Here is a 26,848-nt window from a genome sequence, read left to right as displayed (position 1 = left end):
AAGGAATGATATCGGAAAAAATCAATATCTCACTGGATCATCCCATCATGAAGGGCCATATGGTCTTTGGTGAAGTGGTATTGCCCGGTCTTGCTTATATCGATTTGATTTATCAGGTTTTTCAGGAACACGGTTATGTATACAATGAGCTCGAATTGAAGCATGTTACGATTTATCAGCCTTTAACCGTCAGTGAAACGGCTGCAATCATTCTGACCATTCAATGTTCTGATAGCGGAGATGGAAAGTGGCTCATCTCCCTTTCAGGGCAGAAACAGCAAGGTGACGAGCTGTCAGACAATATACAATATGCGACGGCTGAAATGGTGAAAAGAGACGCTGTCACATTTGACGAAACCATTGATTTCGGCGATGTGAAGCAGTCAGCCAGGTCTCTGAATCTTGATGACATGTATAACCGCTGTCTGGATCATGACTTGGTTCATTCCGGTATGATGAAATCGAACGGACGATTGTACGAAACAGAAGGCGGCATGCTGGCTGAGCTTTCTTGCGAAGAAGGAAAAGATTTCTTTTTATTCCATCCGGCCCTTTTGGATGCGAGCGGGATCGGGGGGAGCGGTTTGCTTTCAGAAACAAACCGGCTTCACCTGCCTTTATATTATGAATCGTTCACGGCCGCTGACAGGCTTCAATCAGAATGCACGGCGCGTATCGCCGCTTCCGGCGTCCGTCAGGAAAAAGAACTCACAACGATGACGATCGAGTACTTCAGCCGATCCGGACAAAAGGTGGCGGAGCTTAAAAACATTACGGGAAAAGCGGTTCGGCTCGAAGAAGACGCGAATACAGCCGAACAGAATCAACAGGCTGCAACTGAGCCGGAAAGCGCAGGTGAAAAAGACATCATTCTGTTTTTAAAGAAGCTTTTGGCTGATAAGCTTGGGCAGCCTTGGGAGACGCTGGACGTTCTTGCAGGCTACTACGAGCTTGGGCTGGATTCATCTTCTTTGCTTGAGATTGTACAGGATATCAGTAAAAAGACGGGTGCGGACCTCGCGCCCACTCTTCTCTTTGAATATACAAATATAAAAGAACTCGCAGCCTTTCTGAAAAAGACTGGTTCATTTGAATATGCGGAGGAACGTGCAGCCGAATCATCACGGTCTGAAGCTGAAGCGCCGGACGCGCCAGAACTTCATAAAAACACCGGAGACATCGCGATTATCGGAATGGCCGGCCGCTATCCGAAAGCGAAAAGTGTGGCGGAGTTTTGGGAAAACCTTAAGGCGGGCACGGATTGCATCACTGAAGTTCCGAAGTCCCGATGGGATTGGAAAACATATCAAAACGTAACGTCCCCGTCTGGAAAAACAGTATCAAAATGGGGCGGTTTCATTGACGATGCCGACTGTTTCGATCCGCAGTTTTTCAGAATCTCACCGCGTGAGGCGGAAACGATGGATCCGCAGGAGCGCCTGTTTTTAGAAACATGCTGGGAAACGATTGAAGATGCGGGGTATACGCCTGAAACGCTGGGGAATAAAGGGGAGAAACCGCATCCGATCGGCGTATTTGCAGGGGTGATGCATAAAGATTATTCCTTAATCGGCGCAGAACAATTATCTGAAGCTGATCCTTTTCCGGTTTCACTGAATTATGCGCAGATCGCCAACAGAGTGTCCTATTATTGTGACTTTCACGGGCCGAGCATCGCGGTGGATACTGTTTGTTCCTCATCATTGACCGCCGTCCATCTGGCCATTGAAAGCATCCGCCGCGGCGAATGTGAAGCCGCGCTTGCGGGAGGGGTGAACTTGTCGCTGCACCCGGCGAAATATCTCAGCTACGGAAGCGTAGGCATGCACTCAAGTGACGGCCGCTGCCGTACATTCGGCGAGGGCGGGGACGGCTACGTTTCCGGAGAAGGAGTCGGTGCGGTCTTGCTCAAGCCGCTGGAAAAAGCCGAACAAGACGGCGACCGCATTTACGCGGTCATTAAAGGAAGCGCCGTTAACCACGTCGGGAAAGTAAGCGGAATTACCGTCCCGAGTCCTGCTGCACAGGCAGAAGTCATTAAGGCCTGTCTGAAAAAAGCAGGTATCAGCCCGCGGACCGTCAGTTATGTGGAAGCCCATGGCACGGGTACTTCGTTAGGAGACCCGATTGAAATTGAAGGTCTGTCAAAAGCGTTCAGCCAAGGGACGCAGGATCAGCAATTTTGTTCCATCGGTTCGGTCAAATCAAATATCGGTCACGCAGAATCAGCGGCGGGAATCAGCGGGTTAACAAAAGCGGCGCTGCAGCTTCATCACAAAACGCTTGTCAAATCACTGCATTCTGCGGAATTAAATCCTTACCTGAAATTTGAGGGATCTCCTTTTTACGTACAGCAGCAGACTGCTTCGTGGAAGCAGCCGGCAGCCGAAGAAAACGGAAAAGTCACACATTATCCGCGCCGGGCCGGACTCAGTTCCTTCGGTGCATCAGGTTCGAACGCCCATATCATTTTAGAAGAATACATTCAGCCTGAACAAAAAGCGCCTGCACCTGAGAACGATGCAGCAAAACTCATCCCGCTGTCAGCAAGAAATAAAGACAGGCTTCTGGCCTATGCGGAAAAATTAGCCCGATCGCTTTCAGAAAAGACGGTGCTGTCTGAACTGGCTTATACACTTCAGACAGGACGTGAAGCAATGGAGGAGAGAGCTGTCTTCCTTGTAAATGACACCCGCGACTTGAAAGAAAAGCTGAATGATTTCGTAAAAGGAAACGAAAACATCCCCGGTCTTTGGCGCGGACAAGCCGAGCTGCCGGAACTGAGCGAAACCGCTCCTGAGACGGATGATCCGATACGGCTTGCCGAGTTATGGGCAGAAGGGAAAATAATAGATTGGAATAGGCTGTACGCTTCGGGTAAACCGCGTAAAACAAGCGTTCCGACGTATCCGTTTGCAAAAGAACGCTATTGGATTCCGCAGCAGAAAAAACAGGAGAAAAGCCCGTCAGGCACAGTGCTGCATCCGCTTTTACAAGAAAACACGTCAGATTTTTCGCAGCAGCGCTTCACGTCTCTTTTTACTGGAGATGAATTTTTCCTATCTGACCATGTCGTCAACGGACAAAAAATACTGCCGGGCGTCGCCTATTTGGAAATGGCCAGAGAGGCGGTTAAAAAGGCTGCTGCCGTGACGGAAAAAGACCATAGCGTCACACTCAGGCAGGTTGTTTGGGTCCGGCCGGTCATGATTGAAGACAAACCGAAGGAAATACATATTGCCCTTTACCCAGAAGATAATGGTGAGATTACCTATGAAATATACAGTGAGGCAGAAAACGGTGAAGATCCGGTTATTCACAGCCAGGGTGAAGCGGTCATTACCGAACCGGGAAGCGCCCAGATTGATATCGAGTCTGTCAAAGCTTCCTGCAATTCAGGGACCGTGACTGCGGAAGAATGTTACGGTGCTTTTGAGAAGATCGGTCTGGATTACGGAGAGGCATACAGAGGCGTACAGCAATTGCTGATTGGAGAAGACCGATTATTGGCCCGTATTTCACTCCCGGCTGCCGTACATGACAATAAAGAACAGTATACGCTTCACCCGAGTATGATGGACGCCGCTTTTCACGCCTCCGTCGGTCTGCTTGTCCGCTCAATACATGACGATGCAGACAGCCACGAGCTTTCTCTGCCGTTTGCGATGCAGGAAGTGGAAGTGTTCGGGCCGTGTCCTGAACATATCTGGTCATATATCCGGTACACAGAAGGCAGCAAAGCAGATGACAACGTAAGAAAATTTGACATTGATATGTGCGATGATGCCGGTACGGTTTATGTTCGGATGAAAGGCGCGTCCGTCCGGGCGCTTGACACAGGCCAAACAGCGGGCGGAGAAACCCCGGAAGCGCCTGTCGGCCATACGATGCTGATTCCGGCATGGGAGCCCGTTGCACTTGAAAAAACGAAGAAAGCAAAAATAGCGGAAAAGCAGACTGCGGTTTTCGGTGAAACTGACAGAACGCATACGCGCATAAAAGAACATCTGCCGAACGCTTCCTATTATCCGATCAGAGGTACGGATGATATCACATCTCTTACGCACATGCTTGAAGGACAAAAAGAACTGGAGCAAATCATTTGGCTTGCTCCGCAGGCTGAGAGTGCTTGCAGCCTCAAGGAACAGGAAAGAAACGTTCTTCATGTGTTCAAGCTGATGAAAGCATTACTTGCCTTGGGGTACGGAGAAAAACATTTGGACTGGTGCATCGTCACAGCAAATGCCCAGCCGTTTTCCGATCAAGACAGCGCCGCCCCGTCACAGGCCGCAGTCAGCGGACTTGCCGGAACAATGGCGAAAGAATATCCGCATTGGAATATCCGCATGATTGACACGGAAACGGACGGCAGCTGGCCGGTCAAAGAGGCGCTCAGTCTTTCTGCCGGAAAAAACGGTCAAATTTGGGCGTACCGCAATCAGCAGCTGTTTGAGCGGCAGCTGATACCGCTTGACAATATGCCGAAAAACGGCACGCTGTACCAAACAGGCGGGGTTTATGCCGTGATCGGAGGCGCCGGATATCTTGGCGAGGCATGGAGTGAATACATGATCCGCCGCTACAAAGCACATATCATTTGGATCGGAAGAAGCACACTGAATGATTCCATACAGGCGAAACTCGACCGGCTAAGCGCATTCGGCCCGGCGCCTGAATATGTTTCCGCCGATGCCGCTGACAGTGCTTCCTTAGAGCGGGCTTATCAGTTTATAAAAGAGCGTCACACAAAAATGAACGGAATCATCCACTCGGCAATGGATCTGTCTGAGCAAAGCTTAAATAATATGAAGACAGAAGAGTTCAAATCGGTGCTGCGGGCAAAAGCCGATGTCAGTGTGTCCATGGCGGAGGTATTTGGACGGGAGCCGCTTGACTTTGCGCTCTTCTTCTCCTCGCTTGTGGCATTTATCCATAACGTGAAACAAAGCCACTATGCCGCAGGATGCGCTTTCAGTGACGCATTTGCGAAAGAACTTGATCAGACGTGGAATTGTCCGGTCAAAGTCATGAATTGGGGCTATTGGGGCAACAGCGAAGCGGCTGAAGACGGAGATTTTATTCAGCTGATGGATCAGATCGGATTGGGATTGATCGAACCGGACGCTGCGATGGAGGCGCTTGAAACCCTTATGACGCTGCCGGTTGATCAAGCGGCTTTCATTCATACGACAAAACCGGTCGCGGTCGAAGGGATGAGTGAAACAGAAAAAATTTCCGTTTATCCGTCTCAGCCGCTTGTCTCTTCACAACAGCTGAAGGCTGCTCCGCCCGGTGCACGTCTTGTAAGAGAAGCTGAACATCAGAAGCTCGATGATTTTCTGTATCAGCTTTTGATCGCCCAGCTTAAAGAAGCAGACTTGCTGACGCCGCAAAGCCTTAAAGCGTATGAGCCCGAACACGAATACTTTAAAAAATGGCTCAATCAAACGATCGCTTTCCTTCTGGAACATGGTTATCTGGAAGGGAATGCGGATTCATATAAATTGTCGGCGCGAGCCGAAGACACAACCGCCTCGCTATGGCAAAAATGGGAGCAGGAAAAAGAGGAATGGCTCAATAACGCCGATACAAAAGCGATGACTGTTTTAGCCGAGACGATGCTTAAAGCACTGCCGGACATTCTGCGCGAAGACGTGCCGGCGACTGACATCATGTTCCCGCACTCTTCAATGGAACTTGTTGAAGGAATTTATAAGCACAATCAAGTCGCGGATTACTTTAACAGCGCTCTGTCAGATACATTAACGGCTTATGTGAAAGAAAACATCAGCAAACATTCAAAAGCCGAGATCCGCATACTGGAAATCGGAGCGGGCACAGGCGGCACAAGCGCAGGCATATTTGAAAAGCTTAGGCCGTATCAAAACTATATAAAAGAATACTGTTACACCGATGTATCGAAAGCTTTTCTCGTGCATGCGGAGACGGAATACGGCAAACGGAATCCTTATCTGACGTATAAGCTTTTTAACGCAGAAGCGCCGCTTGCCGGCCAGGACATAGAGCCGGGCGCATACGACATCGTCGTTGCCGCCAATGTGCTCCACGCGACGAAAGACATCCGCCAGACGCTGAGAAACGCCAAAGCCGTTTTAAAAGACAACGGTTTGCTGCTCTTAAATGAAATGGCGGGAAACAGCCTGTTCCCGCATATTACTTTCGGACTGCTTGAAGGCTGGTGGCTGCATGAAGATTCCGCCCTTCGTATTCCGGGGTGCCCGGGCTTGTATCCGGAAAGCTGGAAGCGCGTGTTAGAAAGTGAAGGCTGGCATTCTGTCTTCTTCCCGGCAGAAGCGGCACATGAATTAAGCCATCAGATTATAGCGGCAAAAAGCAACGGCGTTGTTCGCCAAAAAACGCTTACATCAGGGGCCGGAAAACGGACCGCTCCGCCAAAAGCAGCATATACGCCGGAACTTCAGGCGCAAACAACGGTGCAAAAAGGCGACACGTCTTTAACAGAGAAAAGCACCGAGTACTTGAAAACGTTAATCGGAGAAACATTAAAAATTCCGCCGGCTCAAATTGATCCGAAAGCGCCGCTTGAAAAATACGGAATTGATTCTATCGTCGTCGTACAGCTGACAAACGCGTTACGAAATGTATTGGACCAAGTCAGCAGCACTTTATTTTTTGAATATCAGACGATCGAGGCGCTCGTCGCTCACTTAATCAAAACGAAAAAAGACGCGATGATCAAACTGACGGGACAAACGCCTGTTCAGGAAGAACGGAAGGCATCACCAGAACCGCAGGCTGTACAGCCGGCTAAGCCGCTTCGCACTGACTGGCGGCGGAGGGAAAAGCGGGCAGCCAAAGAGCCCGTCCGGCAAAGTTCGGTTCGCGACGTGGCCATCATCGGTGTTTCAGGACGCTACCCGCAGGCAAAAACAGCGGCTGAGCTTTGGGATAATATTAAAAAAGGAAAAAACTGCATAGAAGAAATTCCCCGGGAACGCTGGAACTGGCAGGATTACTACGATGAAGAGAAAGGTAAAGAAGGCTCTATTTATACGAAATGGGGCGGCTTCATTGAGGATATGGACAAGTTTGATCCGCTGTTCTTTCAGATTTCTCCTTTGGAAGCGGAGCGAATGGACCCGCAGGAGCGATTATTTTTAGAAACGGCGTATGCGAGTATCGAGGATGCCGGCTATACGCCTGACAACCTGTGCCAAAGCAGAAAAATCGGTGTTTTTGCCGGCGCGATGAACAAAAACTACCCGACAGGCTACGGCTACTGGTCCATTGCCAACAGGGTATCTTACCTTTTTGATTTTCAAGGGCCGAGCATTGCCGTTGATACAGCCTGCTCCTCTTCTTTGACAGCCATTCATCTGGCGCTTGAGAGCATATACAGCGGTTCAAGCGAATGCGCAATTGCCGGTGGCGTAAACATAGTGACCGACCCGATCCATTATATGAATCTGTCAGTCATGAACATGCTTTCCGCAAGCGACACGTGCAAATCGTTCGGCGACCGCGCGGACGGCTTTGTCGACGGAGAAGGGGTGGGCGCTGTCGTATTAAAGCCGTTGGAGCAAGCGATCGCCGATAACGATCACATTTACGGTGTGATTAAAGGAAGCACCATTAACAGCGGAGGCAAAACGAACGGATACACCGTTCCGAATCCGAATGCGCAGGCCGCCTTAATAAAAGAAGCTTTCCAAAGGGCAAACGTCCCGGCGCGCACCGTCAGTTATATTGAAGCCCACGGTACGGGGACCGCATTAGGAGATCCGATTGAAATCGCCGGATTAACGAAAGCATTTGAAGAGGATACAACAGACAAACAGTTTTGCCCCATCGGCTCCGCAAAATCAAATATCGGTCATTGCGAAAGCGCCGCGGGCATTGCGGGTCTGACAAAAATATTATTCCAGCTCAAAGACCGCCAAATTGCGCCGTCCCTGCACGCGGAACAGCTGAATCCAAATATTGATTTCGCGTATACGCCGTTTGCCGTTCAGCAGGAGCTCGGTGAGTGGAAACGTCCCGTCATCGGCGGCAAAGAGCTTCCGAGAAGGGCGGGGTTAAGCAGCTTCGGCGCGGGAGGAGCAAACGCCCACCTCATTATAGAAGAATATACGCCAGACAAAGTGCCTGATGAGACGCCGGCAGATCAGCCCGCCATCATCGTCCTGTCCGCGAAAAACAGCGAACGGCTCACTGAAAAAGCAAAACAGCTCAGAGACGCCATCCGTGAAAAAAGATACAGCGGCCGCGATCTTATGAGCATAGCCTTTACTCTCCAGACTGGCCGGGTGCCGATGGAAGAGCGTCTCGGCTTTATCGTCCATTCACTTCATGAACTTGAGGAAAAACTGAACGGATTTATCGCCGGACAAAACAGCGCCGGACTGCACCGTGACGGCAGGGAAGAAAACAAACGGATGCTTGCCGTATTTGCGGCCGATGATGACATGGAAACCATCATAGACGCTTGGATCAGCAAACGGAAATATTCTAAGCTGCTTGAGCTTTGGGTAAAAGGATTGGACATCAATTGGGCGAAATTATACGGAGACCGTCCTCCGGTCCGCATCAGCCTGCCTGCTTATCCGTTTGCGAAAGAACGCTTCTGGCATCAGCAGCCTGTACAAAGCAAGGCCGCGCCCGTTAACGCGCCGGCTGATGAAAGTGATCCGGCGGAGCAGTTTGAAGTAATGGCTTTTAGAGAAGTTCTTAAAGAACAGGCTCTGCCGGCTGCCGGAGAAAAGCAAGTCAAAACGGTGATTTCTTTCTTAACTGATCAGAAGAAGCAGCAGGAAGCCGTCTCTGTGATCAAATCGTATGACAGTGACATTGACGTTATTTTTATCGCTCAGGGAGACCGGTATGAGGCCTTGTCCGCCGGCCGCTGCCAAGTGGTGCGGGAAGATCCGCAATCATATGTGAACGCTTTTGCGGATATTCAAAAAGAGTACGGTGAAGCTTCTGCCATTTTGTATTTATGGGCGCTTGAAGATAAAAGCTGCATCGAAGATTATTCATGTATTGTCCATATTCTCAAAGCAATGGCTGAGACCGGTCTGCAGCCGGAAAGGCTGTTATTGGCGGGGGAATATGCATCCGGTCTGGAAAGGTGCTACTTGGAATCATGGATCGGCTTTGAGCGTTCGCTCGGCATTGTTCTTCCGAAAACAAGTGTTACCGGCCACTTCAGAAAAGCCGGCGCGCCCATAACGGACTGGATGAGAACCATTTGGGACGAGCTGAAAGCTGAAACAGACCATACCGTTTTCTTGGAAGAGGGAAAACGATATGTCTATCACACCGAACCAACCGGACTAACGAAAGAAAACGGCAGGATCAGAACCGGCGGAACATATCTCATTACAGGCGGATTAGGAGGGCTCGGCTACTTATTTGCCCGCCATCTCGCCCGGAACTACCAGGCAAATGTCATTCTCACGGGGCGGTCGCCGATCAATGAAGAAAAGAAAGAAAAAATGAAAGACCTGGAAAATCTCGGCGCGGGTGTTCTTTACGCCGAAGCCGATGTTTGTGATCCGATCGGAATGGGCGACTGCATCAAGCGCGCGAAAGAACGATTCGGAGCTATTCACGGCGTCATTCATGCGGCGGGCATCGAAAGCAGAACATCCGTCTTTGAAAATGAAATCGGGAATTTCCGCAGTACGCTTGAACCGAAAATAAACGGGAGCCTGCTTCTTGACGAGTGGCTGAAAAACGAAACGCCTGATTTCATCTGCTACTTTTCATCCACATCTGCTGTTTTAGGAGATTTCGGCTGCTGTGATTACGCGGTCGCGAACAGGTTCCAAATGGCGTATGCCCGCTATAAAAACGAACAATCCGAAAGCGGAAACGCTTTTGTCATAAACTGGCCGGTCTGGAAAAACGGCGGAATGGCCGTCGGCGGTGAAGAGACGACGGGCATGTACCTGCAATCAAGCGGACAGCGCCTGTTAGAAACAGATGAAGGCATTGAGCTGTTTGAGCGCATCATTTCTCAAGACAACACCCAGTGCCTTGTCATTGCCGGCAAAAGAAGCCGCGCCGAACGATTTTTAGGCATACGGCGGGACGATTCATCAAAACCGGATGCGCTTTTGGAAACCGTGAGCCGCCGCATCCCGGAAGAAAGCACGGAAAAACGGCTCGAAGCGGATTTGAAAGAGCTGATACACAGTCTGCTGAAAATATCTAAAGATAAACTCGTCCTGCATAAAAACTGGGCGGAATTCGGATTTGATTCCATCTATTTAGCCAAATTTGCCGCTCTTTTGTCGAGTCATTACGGCATTGAAGTCACTCCGGCTTTATTTTACAGCTATGCCACGCTCGGAGACGTCATCAGCTATTACCTGACAGAACACAAAGAAACGATCAAAACGTTTTACCGAACGGAAGAAACTGAAACAAAAGCCGCCGCTCCGGATAACAAGGAGTACACGGATCAGGAGATCATCGCCATGATGAAACAGGTCTCTGAGGGGACATTAGATTTTAAAAGAGTGCAAGACATCATAGAAGGGAGTAAGACCTATGAATCATAAAGAACTTCTCGATGCCTACAGATCAGGAACGCTCACCATCGCTGAAGTAGAACAAAAGCTTCAGGCTTTCAAGCGGACAACTGCAAAACGTCCGCTTTCTGAAGGCCAGAAAGGTTTGTGGATGCTTCAGAAAATGTTTCCGGAGATGAGCGCATATAACATTCCGTTATGCTTTCGTTTTCAAAAGCTGGATATCGAGACATTCAAAAACGCCCTTTTGTCCGTGCAGCGCCAGCACCCTATTTTGACCAGTGTGATAAAAGAGGAAAACGGCCTTCCGTATCAGATAGAAGATACGGATCGGCATTTTCCGATTGAAGAAATGGATCTTTCTGAATTAAGCGGGCGTGACGCTCTTTCGTTTATTAAAGAAAAAGCAAAAGAACCGTTCGCGCTTGAAACCGGGCCGCTCCTGCGTGTTCATGTATTCCGGCGGGCGAAGCGGGAGCCGATTGTGTTAATCACCATTCACCATATTATTTTTGACGGCGTCTCTCTTATGACGTTTATGTCGGCGCTGCTGGACGCTTATGTAAAAGCAAGTGAAGGCAAAGAACCTGTCATGGTTCAGCAGGCCGCAGATTATCATGACTTTGTGAAATGGGAAAAAGAGCTGCTGGAAAGCGAAGCGGGAAAAACGCATCTCTCTTATTGGAAAAAGCAGCTGGAAGGACCGCTGCCGGTGCTTGAGCTTCCGTCGGATTATCCGAGATCATCGGTTCAAACTTGCAAAGGGCAGGCGTATCAGCGCTTGCTTCCTGATGAACTGAACCGGCAGATTAAAGTGTGCGCCCAAAAACATAATGTCAATGAATCCGTTGTGTATCTCGCTATTTTCAAAGGGCTGCTCTATCAATATACGAATCAGGAAGATGTCATCGTCGGCATGCCGACGATGGGGCGCTCTGAGGCTCAATTTGAGTCTGTCATCGGATACTTTATTAATATGATCGCGGTCAGAAGCAGGGCGACGGGCGCCAAATCCTTTACGGCGTTTTTGAAGGAGCTGCAGCTGACACTGGCAGAAGGGCTGGACCATGCCGCGTATCCGTTTCCCGCGCTTGTCAAAGAATTGAAGACGGAACGCTCGCCTGCGGTTTCGCCTGTTTTTCAAACCGCGTTTTTCTATCAAAACTTCTTCCGGACAGAAGGAGCGGAAAAGCTGGCGGAACTATATCAATCACTCGGCATTGAAATGATAGAAGACATTCATCAGGAAGGCGAATTTGAGCTTGCGCTTGAAGTCTATAAAAAAGAAACGGGAACCGTCCTGCAATTTCTGTACAACCCGGATGTCTACAGCCCTTCTTTCATCGAACGGATGGCGGAGCATTATATGAAACTGGCAAAAAAGGTGCTTTCTGATCCGGAGATCACTTTTGAAGCCTGTTCCGGCCTGCTCAATCAAAAACGTGAAGCAAGCCGATCTCATCAGCCGAATGAGCGCTGCATTCATGAAGTGTTTGCGGAAAAAGCCGGACGCCACCCTGACAGAGAAGCCGTCACATTCGGTGAAAGCAGTCTTACATATCGCGAATTAGATGAACGAAGCACGGCGCTCGCCGTGTACCTGCAAGAAAAGGGCGTCACACCGGAATGCCCGGTCGGCATTTGTACGGAGCGTTCTTTTGAGATGGTCATCGGCATCCTCGCCATTTTAAAAGCGGGAGGCGCGTATGTGCCGCTGGACCCGGCTTTTCCAAACGAACGGATGGCGCACGTGTTGACTGACAGCGGCGTTTCAATCGTATTAACGCAAGCAAATACGCGCGGCATGATTGAACAGTTGGCCGTCGGCGGTGTGAGCACGGTGGAAATTGAAAAGAGCGGACGTTCTGTCAGCGGGGCAAAACTGACGCCGCGTTCAAAACCGCATCATCTCGCTTATATTCTATATACGTCCGGAAGCACGGGAAAACCGAAAGGCGTCATGGTTGAGCACAGGGCCATCATGAATACGCTGCAGTTTTTGGAAGCTGAGTATCCGGTCGCACAAGAGGATGCCTATTTGTTAAAAACGAATTACGTATTTGACGTTTCGATTTCTGAATTATTCGGCTGGTTTATCGGAAACGGACGGCTTGTCATTTTGCCGCCTGGTGCAGAAAAAAACCCGCAGCTTTGCATGGAATACATCCAAACCCACCAGGTCACGCATCTGAATTTTGCTCCCGCCGTGTTTAATGTATTTCTGGAAACGGTAAAGCGGCATACGGCATTTACAGAAGACGGCCCTGTGAAATATGTGATGGTGGCCGGTGAGGCATTTCCGAAAGATTTAGTCAAAAAGGCCGTTTCCATCTTCAAACATGCCAGAATTGAAAACATATACGGCCCGACGGAAACATCTATTTATGCCGCTTACTACAGCTGCGGCCAAAAGGAAATCACAAGCAGGAATACGCCGATCGGGAAACCGATTCACAATACGCGGCTTTATATCGTCGATGAAAAGCTCAGCCCCGTCCCTGACGGTGTGGCCGGCGAGCTTTGCGTGGCCGGCGCCGGTCTGGCCAGAGGCTATTACAATCAGCCTGAGCTGACGGCGGCATCATTTATTGATAATCCGTTTAGTGAAGGAGAAAAGCTTTATAAGACAGGTGATTTGGCCAGATGGCTGCCTGACGGAAATATAGAATATGCCGGCCGGATTGACAGTCAGGTGAAAATTCGCGGCTTCCGCATCGAATTGGGAGCGATTGAAACGAAATTGAACGAACATCCGGACATTCTTGATCAGGCGGTTGTTGTTCAGGAAAAGAACGGACATAAAAAGCTGATTGCTTATTATACGGCCCGCTCCGGTCATACGGCTGATGAAAAAGCGCTCCGCAACCATCTTTTATCGAGTCTGCCGGATTATATGGCGCCTGCTCATTTTATCCGTCTGGATGCGCTGCCGTTAACACCGAGCGGAAAAGTGAACCGCAAAGACCTAAAACAGCGCAAGGTAATTGTTCACCGGTCTGAAAAGACGGGCAGACTGCCGTTATCAGAAGCGGAAGCGAAAGTGACCGCAATATGGGAAGACCTGCTGAATACGGCGGGCATCAAAACCGAAGACGGCTTTTTCGATGTGGGAGGCGACTCGCTTTTGGCTGTTGCGGCGGCAGAACGCATTAAACAGGAGCTGGAATGCGATTTTACCGTCACGGATTTATTCGAACACTCTACCATTCAGGCGATCAGCCGATTTATTGTTGAAACTAAACAGACGGCTGAATCAGAGGCACCAGGCCAAGATGAAAGAGAAAGAGAACAAACACCGCAAAACGGGGTGCCGTCTTACTTTGACGACAGTGTGGCGATTGTGGGAATTTCCTGCCAGTTCCCCGGCGCGAAAAATCATCATGAGTTTTGGAAGCAGTTAAGAGAAGGAAAGGAAAGCGTCCGGTTCTACTCGGAAGAAGAACTTCGGGAAGCCGGCGTGCCTGAAGATTTGATCGAAAATCCCGACTATGTGCCGGCATTATCGACGATAGAAGGAAAAGATCTCTTTGACCCTGAGTTCTTTCACATTTCTCCGAAAGACGCAGAATTTATGGATCCTCAGCTTCGGCTTCTGCTGCTACATTCTTGGAAAGCCGTCGAGGACGCGGGATATGTATCCAAAGAGATTCCGAAGACAAGCGTATATATGTCGGCAAGCAATAATTCGTATCGGTCGCTTTTACCGGAAAAAACGACAGAAGGCCATGAATCTCCCGACGGCTATGTGTCATGGGTGTTAGCGCAGAGCGGCACGATTCCGACGATGGTTTCCCATAAGCTCGGATTAAAAGGGCCAAGCTATTTCGTTCATTCCAATTGCTCATCATCATTAGTCGGTCTTTATTCAGCCTATAAAAGCATCACGAGCGGGGAATCGGAATACGCGCTCGTCGGCGGAGCAACGCTGCATGCAGCGACAAGCATCGGCTATGTGCACCAAAACGGATTGAATTTTTCAAGCGACGGGCATGTCAAGGCATTTGACGCTTCAGCCGACGGTATGGCGGGCGGAGAAGGAGCTGCCGTCATTCTTCTGAAAAAGGCGTCGCAAGCCGTTCAGGACGGAGATCACATATACGCCATGCTCAGAGGCATCGGTCTGAACAATGACGGAGCGGATAAAGTCGGTTTTTACGCACCGAGTGTAAAAGGTCAGACTGACGTCATCCAGCATGTTTTAGACAGCACGAATATTCACCCGGAGACGATTTCCTATATCGAAGCGCACGGCACAGGAACGACATTGGGTGATCCGATTGAAATGTCCGCGCTGCAGCAAGTGTATAAACGTTACACGGACCGGGAGCAGTATTGCGGAATCGGCTCCGTAAAAACGAATATCGGACATTTGGATACAGCAGCAGGTCTGGCCGGGTGCATCAAAGTCGCCATGAGTTTATATCATCGGGAGCTGGCACCTACCATTAATTACACGTCACCGAATCCGAATATCAAATTCAGCGGTTCGCCGTTTTATGTGGCGGATAAGAGAAAACCGCTTCCGGAGAGAGAGACGCCGCACCGGGCAGCGTTAAGCTCATTCGGACTCGGAGGAACAAACGCACACGCCATTTTTGAACAGTATGAAAACAAAACGATCAGCGGATTAAATGACGGACAGCCGCCTTATATCGTTCCGCTGTCAGCGAGAAATAAGCAGCGTCTTACTGCCTATGCATCTTGTTTATCCGGCTTTCTGGATGAAGCCGAAAACGATGTTTCCTTGCATGATCTGGCATTTACGTATCAGACCGGACGTGAAGCGATGGAAGAGAGAGCCGTTTTTATCAGTCATGATCATCACGATTTGAAGCGTCAGCTGCAGGATTTTATCAACGGCAATGACCAAAACATCTTACGGGGCGAAAAAGTGAGAAGCAGAGAAGTGTCGGCTCAGGAGATGGAAGAGCTTGCGGCATGTCAGACACATGATGAAAAGCTGAAAGCATTTGCGGCGCTCTGGATTGAAGGAGCGCGTGTTGATTGGGGCTTATTGTATCAGGATTCCGCGCCGCGAAGAATCAGTGCGCCGACCTACCCGTTCGCAGAGGAGCGCTTCTGGCCGGAAGAAACTGTGAAGCAAACAGATGCGAAGTTTTTGCATCCGCTGGTACATCAGAATACATCCGTCTTGCAGGAGCAGCGGTTCAGTTCGGAATTCACGGGAAAAGAGTATTTTATTGCCGAGCATATCATTAAAGGAATGGCGATCGTGCCGGCTGCCGTTACCCTTGAGATGGCACGGGCCGCGGCGGAGAAAAGCATCGGCGGGGCAACAGAGGATTCTCTCGGCCTGCGCTTAAAGAATATCGTATGGGTACGCCCGGTGATAGCCGATCAGGACGCTGTCCGTGTCCATATCGGACTTTATGAAGAAGAGGACGGACAGATTCAATACAGAATGTACGGCGGTAACGATTCTATCGGTGAAGAAGCTCCTCTTTATAATCAGGGCATCGCTGAAATCATCCGGAAGGAACCGGAGGAAGCGGCGGATATTGAGCAGTTGAAGCGCCGGTGCACACAGGGAACAATCGAATCTCAAGCGTTTTACAAAGGAATGATCGGAGCTGATTACGGGCCGGGCTACAAAGGTGTCCAGCTTGTATACAAAGGCGAAGACCGGCTGCTTGCTAAATTGAAGCTTCCTGAATCCGTCTCCCATACGAAAGCTGATTATATCCTTCATCCGAGTATGATGGACGGTGCGCTTCAGGCCGCCGAATATTTACAAAACGTGACGAGAGCGCTGCTGGCAGAAAGCGGGGAACCATTCAAAGCCGCATTGCCGTTTGCTTTAGAGGAGCTGGACGTTCTGAATCCGTGCGCTGATGATATGTGGGTGCACGTCACATTCAGCGCGAACAATAAAGCCGGCGATCCTATCCAAAAAGCAGATATTGATTTATATGACAATAACGGCGGGCTTTGTGTGCGGATGAGAGGTTTCTCAACGCGAATCATGGAAGAAAACGCGGGTGCCGGCGTTTCGGTCAGCCGTACGGACACATTGTTCGCTGAACCGGTCTGGAAAGAGCAGCCGGAACCGGCCGATCATGCGCCTTCGTATGAACAGCATATCATTTTCCTTTGTGAGTACGATGAAGCCGTTAAACAAGCTGTCGAAGCAAAGCTTGAACATGCAAGCGTCATTATCTTGGACGATCGTCCCGCATCTATTGCAGAGCGGTATCATTCTTATGCGGGTCAGCTGTTTGACCATATCAAAACCATAATGAAAAGCAAGCCGAAGGGCCGCGTGCTTTTTCAGGCTGTTACGCGGTCAGCAGGCTTACAGCAGGTGTTCTCAGGCATTACCGGCCTCTTCAAAACCGCATGCCTTGAACATTCCAAGCTGATCTGTCAAATGATCGAAGCCGAGGAGAAAGAAAGTGCTGAAGGCATCGCGGAAAAAGCGGCGGAAAACCGTATGCATGCCGAAAGCGTCCATGTGAAATATGAAAACGGCAAGCGCTTTGCCGCTGATTGGGAAGAGATGGATATTTCTCAAGCGGAGCCGGACATTCCGTGGAAAGACGAAGGCGTTTATCTCATTACAGGAGGTGCCGGAGGTTTAGGTCTGATTTTTGCAAAAGAGATCGCAAACCGTACAAAAGCCGCCGTCATCATACTAACCGGCCGGTCCGCTCTCGGAGAAAAGCAGAAAGACATGCTGGAAACAGTACGTGCTGCCGGCTCTTCTGTTTTCTACGAGCAGACCGATGTCACGGACGAAGCAGAAGTATACCGATTGATCCGCAATATCCGTAAACGGCACGGCAAGCTGGACGGGATTGTTCACAGTGCCGGCATTATAAAAGACAACTACATGGTGAAGAAGACGGCAGAGGAATTCCAACACGTTCTCGCTCCGAAAGTGAAGGGCCTTGTGTATCTTGATGAAGCGTCACAACATGAGAAATTAGATGTCTTTATTGTCTTCTCATCCTTATCAGGTGTGCTTGGAAGCGTCGGCCAGGCTGATTATGCGTCTGCAAATGTCTTTATGGAGATGTATGCCGAGTACCGCCGTTCTTTACAAGCCGCAGGACAAAGATACGGAAAGACGCTTTCTGTCAGCTGGCCGTTATGGAAAGAAGGCGGAATGCAGGCAGGAAAGCAGACGGAAGATATGCTGATGCAGGAGGCGGGAATCGCACCGCTCGGCACAGATGCCGGCATCAAGGCTTTATATCAAGGCTTGATGAGCGGGACAGCCCGGATGACGGTTCTTGAAGGAGATGTGAAAAACATGAAAGCAAAACTGTTCCGCAAAGAGAATGATCATCCGGAAGCAGAGACCGGCGTACGTCATGATATTGATGCTGACAGCCTGCTTGAAAAAGTGAAGCATCTGTTAAAACAGCAGACGGCCTCACTGTTAAAAGTAAACATTGACAAAATTGATCCTCATGAAGAAATGACAAAATACGGGCTGGATTCTATCTCGATGACTGAGTTTACGAACCAGTTAAACAAAACGTACCGGCTTACGTTAACGCCGACGATTTTCTTTGATCATCCGACAATCCATGAATTTGCCGTTCATTTAATCAGTGAATACGAAGAGGAATTTGCCGGACGGTTTGCGGTAAATACAAAAACGGTTCAATCGGCAAGACCGGTAAAAGAGACTCAAATCAGGCGCCCGGCCGTTAAGCGACGCCGCACTCTGCCTGAGACACTTCCGCAGACAGTGCAGCGGGACCAAGGGCCGGAACCGATCGCAATCGTAGGCATCAGCGGGATTTTCCCGATGGCAGAAGACATTGAAGCTTTCTGGCAGAACCTGAAAGAAGGCAAAGACTGCATGACCGAGATTCCGAAAGACCGCTGGGACTGGCGGGACTATTACGGGGATCCCGCAAAAGAAGCCAATAAAACAAACGTCAACCAAGGCGGGTTTATTGACGGAATTGCTGAATTTGATCCGTTGTTTTTCGGGATTTCACCGCGGGAAGCGGAGCAAATGGACCCTCAGCAGCGCCTCTTGCTGACGTATGCGTGGAAAGCGATTGAAGATGCCGGATATGCGTCAAAGAGTCTCTCAGGCACAAAGACAGGTGTGTTTATCGGGACCGGAAACACCGGCTACGGTTCTCTTTTAGCCAATGCCGATGCGGCGATTGAAGGGTCATCCGCGGCGAATACAAGTCCGTCTGTCGGACCGAACCGTGTCAGCTATACGCTCAATCTGCATGGGCCGAGCGAGCCGATTGATACCGCCTGCTCAAGCTCGCTCGTTGCCATACACCATGCCGTTTCTTCAATTGAAGAAGGGACGTGCGACATGGCTTTGGCGGGAGGAATCAATACGATTGTTCTTCCGGATGTGTATATCAGCTTTGACAAAGCGGGCGCGCTGAGTAAAGAAGGAAGATGCAAAACGTTCTCCGATCAGGCTGACGGTTTTGCCCATGGTGAAGGAGCCGGGCTCTTTTTCCTCAAAAAGCTGAAAGCCGCTGAGGCGGATGGGGACCATATTTACGGCGTCATTAAAGGAAGCGCGGTGAATCACGGCGGCCGTGCGGCATCTTTAACAACGCCTAACCCGAAACAACAGGCGGAAGTCATTAAAGCCGCATACAAAAAAGCGGGCATTGATCCGAAAACAGTCTCTTATATCGAAGCGCACGGCACCGGAACAGAACTGGGGGATCCCGTTGAAATTAACGGCCTGAAACAAGCGTTCAGCTCGTTTGCAGACGGAAAAGAGAAAGCGGCCGGCTATTGCGGCTTAGGGTCGGTCAAAACGAATATCGGCCATTTATCCCTTGCCGCGGGAGCAGCGGGCATTATTAAAATTTTGCTGCAGATGAAGCATCGGACATTAGTCAAAAGTCTCCACTGTGAGACGGTAAATCCGTATATTCAGCTTGAAGACAGTCCGTTTTACCTGGTGCGGGAGACGATGGGATGGAAGACGCAGACAGACGAACGCGGAAACGAACAGCCGCGCCGCGCGGGCATCAGCTCATTCGGCATCGGAGGCGTAAATGCCCACGTCGTCATCGAAGAATACATCCCAGAAGACAGAGAGGAAGCAGATGATTCTCATATCGACCCATGTCTTTTCGTTCTGTCCGCCAAAAATGAAAAACGCCTGAAAGAGCAGGCAAAACAGCTGAAACGTGCGCTTACTGAAAAACGGTACGATCATTCCAGCCTCGTTTCTATGGCATATACTCTCCAAATCGGAAGGGACGCCATGGAAGAACGCCTGGCGGTTATTGCCGGATCCGCAGAAGAACTGCAGGAAAAACTGTCACAGTTTATCACTGGAGATAAGCATGCGGATTTGTACAGAGGAAGAATAGACAAAGGCACGCTGCAAATGCTGACGGAAGATGAAGAAATTCAAGAAGCCGTTGAAAAATGGATGGCACGCGGCAAATACGCGAAGCTGCTTGAATTATGGGTCAAAGGGCTGAACGTCGATTGGGCGAAGCTGTATGGAGACCGGCCGCCTAAACGCATGAGCCTGCCGTCGTATCCTTTTGCAAAAGACCGCTATTGGGCGGCGAAACACACCGGAAAACACAAAAAAACAAGCACAGTATCTTCCGGAAAACAAGACGCGCTTCATCCGCTTCTGCACAGAAATACTTCAAACCTTGCAGAACAGCGGTTCAGCTCAATCTATACAGGAGAAGAATTTTACCTTGCGGATCATGTTGTAAAAGGCGTGCCGATTTTACCGGGTGTGGCACATCTTGAAATGGCGCGCGCAGCAATGGAACAGGCATCTGAAGTTCCGGCCGGACAAGGAAGCGTCAAGCTTAAGAATACGGTTTGGGTGCGGCCGATTACCATTGAAGACGAGCCGGTTCATGTCAACATCCGTCTCATTCCCGAAACGGCAAATAACGTTCAATTCGACATTTACTGCGGCCGGGAAACAGATCAGCCGTCCGTTTACAGCCAAGGGGCAGTATCAGTCCGCCCTGACGCAAAGGCTCCGGTCATTGATCTCCAAAAACTGAGATCACAATCCGCCGAGACACCGTTTTCTGCAGATGAAGTGTACGATATGTACCGCAAAATCGGTTTTGATTACGGCCCGGCTTTCCGGGGAGTCAAAGCGATTTATACAGGTGATGATTTCGTATTGGGCAGACTGTCTCTTGACGCGGCTTGTGCGGACACGGTACAGGAGTATGTCATGCATCCGGGCTTAATGGACTCTGCATTGCAGGCATCAAGCATATTAACCGGAACAAATGATGAACAACTGATGCTTCCGTTTGCGGTTCAGGAGCTCGAAGTATTCAGCGCATGCGCTGCCGAGATGTGGGTATATGCCAGACTTTCTGAAGACCACAAAGCCGGCCAGATTGAAAAACGCGATCTTGATATTTGTGATGAAAACGGCAAGGTGTGCGTAAGGCTGAAAGGTTTGTCATTCAGAACGGCTGAAAAAGAACCTGAGAAAAAAGAAAAAGCTCCGGAAACGCTCATGCTTGAGCCGGTATGGACCCGAAGCGATGAAACTGCTGCTCAAACGGAACCGGTTTTTGCCCGGCATATCGTAATGCTTTGTGACACAGACGCCGGACTAAAACAAGCGGTTGAAGCCGCGGGAGCTGAATGTATTGAAATGACCTCCCCGCACGGGAAAGCGGCGGCGCGCTTCCGTGATTATACAGGACGGATATTGGAGACGCTGCAAAAACTGCTGAAGGAAGAGACGGAAGGAGACGTCCTTATCCAGACGGTTCTCTCTAAAACAGATAAGCATCAGTTGCTCTCAGGGATTTCAGCTCTGTTAAAAACAGCCGGCCTGGAACATAAAAAACTGAAAACCCAGCTGATTGAAATAGAACCGGCGGAAAACGGCAGAATCACAGACATCATCAGAGAAAATAAAACAAGGGCTGATGACAGCCATATCAAATATGAAAACGGCATCCGATACAGCGCAGATGTCAAAGAAACGGCCGTGTCCGGCGGCAAAGTACGCATTCCGTGGAACGACGGAGGCATTTATCTCATTACCGGAGGAGCCGGGGGCTTAGGATTTATTTTCGCGAAAGAAATTGCCCGGAAAGTCAAAGAGCCGACACTGGTTTTGACAGGCCGTTCCGCATTAAGCGAGAATCAAAGGATGCAGCTGCAATCGCTTGAATCACTCGGAGCAAAAGCGGAGTACAAACAGGCTGACGTAACAAACGCTCTAACTGCGGCAGACCTGGTCAAAACAATTGAAACGGAATATGGCGGCCTTCACGGCATCATTCATAGCGCGGGTGTGATGAAAGATCAATATATCGCAAAGAAAACAACCGAAGAGTTTTACAGTGTATTGGCTCCTAAAACGGACGGATTTGTCAACCTTGATGAAGCAACCGAGCATTTAGCGCTGGACTTTTTCATCGTTTTCTCATCCATTTCCGGTGTCACCGGGAATGCGGGACAGGCGGATTATGCGGCGGCAAACGCATTTATGGACAGCTATGCGGCATACCGCAACGCGCTGGTTACGGCAATGTACCGCCACGGTCACACATTGTCAATCAATTGGCCGCTTTGGAAAGACGGCGGAATGCAAGTCAATGAAGAAATGGCGAAGCTCACCGAAAAAAGAACCGGCGTAACACCGATGCGCACTGAAACCGGAATAGAAGCTCTTTACAAAGCATGGAGCACGGGGAAAACAAGCGTGCTCGTCATGGAAGGAAACCGCGCCGTAATGCGGGAAAAACTGCTTCAAAAGACTCCCGCAGCCGCTTTTGCACCGGTTAAGAAAACGGAGGAAACGCCTGCGCCGAAAGACCTGACGGCCAAACTTCAGGAACTGCTGGCAAAAGAAGTTTCCGGGCTTCTGAAAATAAACATTGAAGAAATCGATATCGAATTGGAGTTCAATCAATACGGATTTGATTCCATTACGCTGACGGAATTCGCCAACAAGCTGAATGACACTTATCAGCTTGATCTCACACCGACCATATTTTTTGAATATGCGACGATTCAAGCCTTGGCGCATCATTTAGCAGAAGACTATCAAACACAATTTGCAGGCAGCACACAGCCGAAAGAAGAAAAACAAAGCGGCGTAACAGATGATGGCGGCATCAGACTGGCAGGGAACAAACGATTTGCAAAAACTGCCGTACAGCCTGTTCAGACTGCGGCTGAACATAAACCGGAACCGATCGCCATTGTCGGCATGAGCGGAGTGTTTCCGAAGGCCGCAAATATTGATGAGTATTGGCGCAATTTAGAAGAGGGAAAAGATTGTATAACAGAGGTGCCGGCGGATCGCTGGGACTGGCGGGAGTATTACGGTGACCCGCTTAACGAAGCCAACAAAACAAATGTAAAGTGGGGCGGGTTTATTGACGGAGTTGCGGAATTTGATCCGCTGTTCTTCGGAATTTCACCGCTGGAAGCCGAACAGATGGATCCCCAGCAGCGCTTGTTAATGATGTATGCGTGGAAGGCGATAGAAGATGCGGGATATTCCGCTAAAAGCCTTTCCGGCACGAAAACAGGCCTGTATATCGGCACGGGGAATACCGGATACGGCTCACTGTTTTCCGACCTGGATATCGGCGGTGCGTCAGCCGCAAATATGAGTCCGTCAGCAGGGCCGAACCGCGTCAGCTATATGCTCAATCTGCACGGGCCGAGTGAACCGATCGACACGGCTTGTTCCAGCTCGCTGGTCGCGATTCATCACGCCGTATGCGCCATTGAAAACGGGAACTGCGAGATGGCGATCGCCGGCGGCGTGAATACCGTCGTCACACCGCAAGGCCACATCGCTTATGACAAAGCGGGTGCGCTGAGCAAAGAAGGGAAATGCAAAACGTTCTCCGACAGGGCGGACGGATTTGCCGTCAGTGAAGGTGCCGGAATTCTGTTTTTGAAAAAGCTGTCAGAAGCGGAAAAAGCGGGCGATCATATTTACGGCGTCATTAAAGGCAGCGCGGTCAACCACGGCGGACGCGCGAACTCCTTGACGACACCGAACCCGAAAGCCCAGGCGGAAGTCGTCAGAACGGCTTATGACAAAGCAGGCATTGATCCGAGAACCGTCACTTATATAGAAGCGCACGGAACCGGAACGGAGCTTGGCGATCCGGTCGAAATCAACGGCCTGAAATCCGCCTTTCAAAAGCTGTACGAAAAAACAGGCGATTCCTCCGTTTACGCGAGTCACTGCGGTCTGGGATCGGCTAAAACCAATATCGGCCACCTGTCACTGGCAGCCGGTGTCGCGGGTGTGATCAAAGTGCTGATGCAGATGAAGCATAAAACACTTGCAAAAAGCCTCCACAGCGAGGTCATCAACCCGTATATCAAGCTGAAAGACAGTCCGTTTTACATCGTACAGGAAAAAAGAGAATGGACGGCATTGAAAGACGAAAACGGCAATCATCTGCCGCGCCGTGCGGGAATCAGTTCTTTCGGCATCGGCGGCGTAAACGCCCATGTCGTCATTGAAGAATATATCCCGAGGGAAGAAAGAAAAACAGCTGTTTTCACACACCCTCAAATCTTTGTGCTGTCGGCCAAAGAAGAAGAACGTCTGCAGGAACAAGCGCAGCAGCTGGCGCAAGCTTCTTTTACGGATGCTGATCTTGCCGATGTTGCTTACACGCTTCAGCAGGGACGTGATGCGATGGAAGAAAGAGCGGCCATCATCGCTTCCACGGCTGAAGAACTGCGGGACAAGCTAAAAAGCTGTGCGAAAGGACGTTATGACATAGCGGGCATTTATAAAGGAAAAGCGGGTAAAATCCCGCTGAAATCCATTCTGGCAGGCGCAAACGGCGAAGCGGATATCGAAGAGCTGATAAGCCGCCGAGAGAATGGCAAGCTTGCGGAATTATGGGTGCAGGGCGCGGATATCAAATGGGACGGCTTATATTCTGATATCAAGCCCCAACGGATGAGTCTTCCTGCTTACCCGTTTGCGAAAGAGCGGTACTGGATCACGGACAACCGGCCGAAAGCAGAAAAACCGCAAGCTGTGCCGACGGCGCGGGTGCTGCACCCGCTGCTTCACGAAAATGTATCGGATTTAACAGAGCAGCGGTACCGATCCGAATTTACGGGACAAGAGACGATTTTCACCGATCATCTTATTAAAGGCAAGCCGGTCATGCCGGGCGTCGCCTACTTGGAAATGGCCAGGGCGGCGGTTGCTCAGGCAGTCAAAGGGCAAAAGAAAGTTCCGTCTGTCATCCGTCTGAAAAACATCGTTTGGGTTCGGCCGATCGAAGCGGGAAACCGCCCGATTGAAGCACAAATCAGCCTGATTCCGAGGGGAAACGGTGAAATCGTGTATGACATTTACACGGATTCACAAACAGAAGCAAGCGGCAGGCAGATACACTGTCAGGGGGCTGCCGGCATTCTCGGCGCCGGGGAGGCTCCGCACCGTGATATAGGCGCACTGAAAGCTCAATGCGGCCTCAGTATACTGACTTCTGAACAGTGTTACGGCTTATTCAGCAAAATCGGCATTGACTACGGTCCCGGACAACAAGGAATTCAGCACATTCATATCGGAAGCAATCAAGCATTAGCTGAGCTCCGTCTGCCTTCCTTCCTCGAAGAAACGGCAGATCAATACGTTCTTCACCCGTGTATGCTTGATTCAGCTCTGCAAGCGACAATCGGACTGAAGCTGCATGCAGATGATAACCAGCTGTCACTGCCGTTCGCCCTTGAGGAACTGGACATTTTCAGCCCGTGCACGACAAGCATGTGGGCGTATGTCAGCTCCCGGGGAACGGATGAAAAAATACAGCGGCTGGACATTGACTTATGCGATGAGACAGGCCGGGTCTGTATCAGGATTAAAGGGATTTCTTCCAGAATGATGGAAGGCCCGGCGCCGGAAACATCATTAAATGGAGCAAACCTTCTGGCTCCGGTATGGGATCTTGCGGAATTCCGTGACCAAAGCCCGGCATATAAGACGGAAGAGGTTGTCTTTATCGCAGGGGATGAGGAAAGCGCGGCTTTTCAATTGCATCATCCTTCTGCGAAACGGCTTCATATCAACCCGGAGGATGAAATAGAGGCTGTTGCGGCTGAACTGAAAGCAAGAGGGTCTTTCGGGCATATCGTATGGATCGCTCCTTTTCACAGCGATGATGACATGGTGAAAGCTCAAGATGCGGGCGTCATCCAGATGTACAGAGTGATTAAGGCGATGCTTGCTTTAGGATACGGAGGCAAGCGAATCAGCTTGACTGCAGTCACAATAAAAACACAGTCCGTACAGCCGGCGGACATCATTGATCCGGCTCATGCAGGCATTCACGGTTTGATCGGTTCGCTCGCAAAAGAGTATCCGAACTGGCAAACACGGCTGATTGATGCCGGATGTCCGGAAGATGTTTCAAAGGCGGAGCTGTTCTCAGCGCCGTTTGATGAGCAAGGCAACACTTGGGCGTACCGGAACAATCACTGGTACAAACAGCGCCTTATTCCTGTACAGCAGCCGGTGTCAAGCCGGCCCGCTTACCAAAAAGGCGGCGTTTATGTCGTCATCGGCGGCGCGGGGGGCATCGGCGAGGCGTGGAGCGAATATGCCGTGAAAACGTATCAGGCGCGAGTCGTTTGGATCGGCAGACGAAAACATAACAGCGCCATCCAGGAAAAAATCGACAGACTCAGCCAATTCGGGCCGGCGCCGATTTATATTGAAGCTGACGCGGCAAATCCGGATGAGCTCACACGGGCGTATGAAACGATCAAACGCACGCACCCGCAAATTAACGGAATCATCCATTCCGCAATTGTTTTAGAGGATCAGAGCCTGGCGAATATGCCGGAAAGCCGTTTGAAAAGCGTGCTCGCTGCAAAAGTCAATGTCAGCGTGAATATGGCCCGCGTGTTCCAAAATGAGCCGCTGGACTTTGCTTTGTTCTTCTCATCTGTTCAATCATTTGCACGAGCGGCCGGACAAAGCAATTATGCTGCCGGGTGCAGTTTCAAAGATGCCTTTGCCGCTCATTTGGCTCAAGTCCGGCCGTATTCGGCGGCAGTGATGAATTGGAGCTATTGGGGCAGTGTCGGAATCGTATCATCTGCCGAATATCAAGAACGGATGAAACAGGCGGGAGTCGGATCAATTGAAGCGCCCGAAGCAATGGCGGCGCTTGAACGATTGCTCGGCGGCCCATTGAATCAGTTCGTTATGATGAAACAGGCGGAAGAGCCGGAGGAAAAACCGGAAGAAATGATAGAAGTATACCCTGAACATCACGGCTCGGCGATGCAAAAACTGCGAAGCTATCAGCCTAAAGTAACAAGACATGTACAACAATTGAGTTAAGGAGGGGACGGCT

At 50.2% G+C, this 26,848-nt stretch carries 2 protein-coding genes; both read left to right on the top strand.

From position 1 onward, the window contains the following. Positions 1-5: 5 nt before the first annotated feature. Entirely contained in the window at positions 6-10,547 is a 10,542-nt protein-coding gene (locus ACWJJ4_RS15505) for an SDR family NAD(P)-dependent oxidoreductase (protein WP_454021793.1), read from the top strand. Further along, complete coding sequence (locus ACWJJ4_RS15500; RefSeq protein ID WP_454021792.1) at positions 10,537-26,835, top strand: amino acid adenylation domain-containing protein; 16,299 nt, start codon at positions 10,537-10,539, stop codon at positions 26,833-26,835. The genes ACWJJ4_RS15505 and ACWJJ4_RS15500 overlap by 11 nt, the downstream gene beginning before the upstream one ends. Positions 26,836-26,848 lie beyond the last annotated feature (13 nt).

This window comes from Bacillus sp. JK62, from assembly GCF_053663455.1.
The sequence above is the reverse complement of the archived record's forward strand: the minus strand, read 5'-3'. Positions and strand labels throughout refer to the sequence as shown.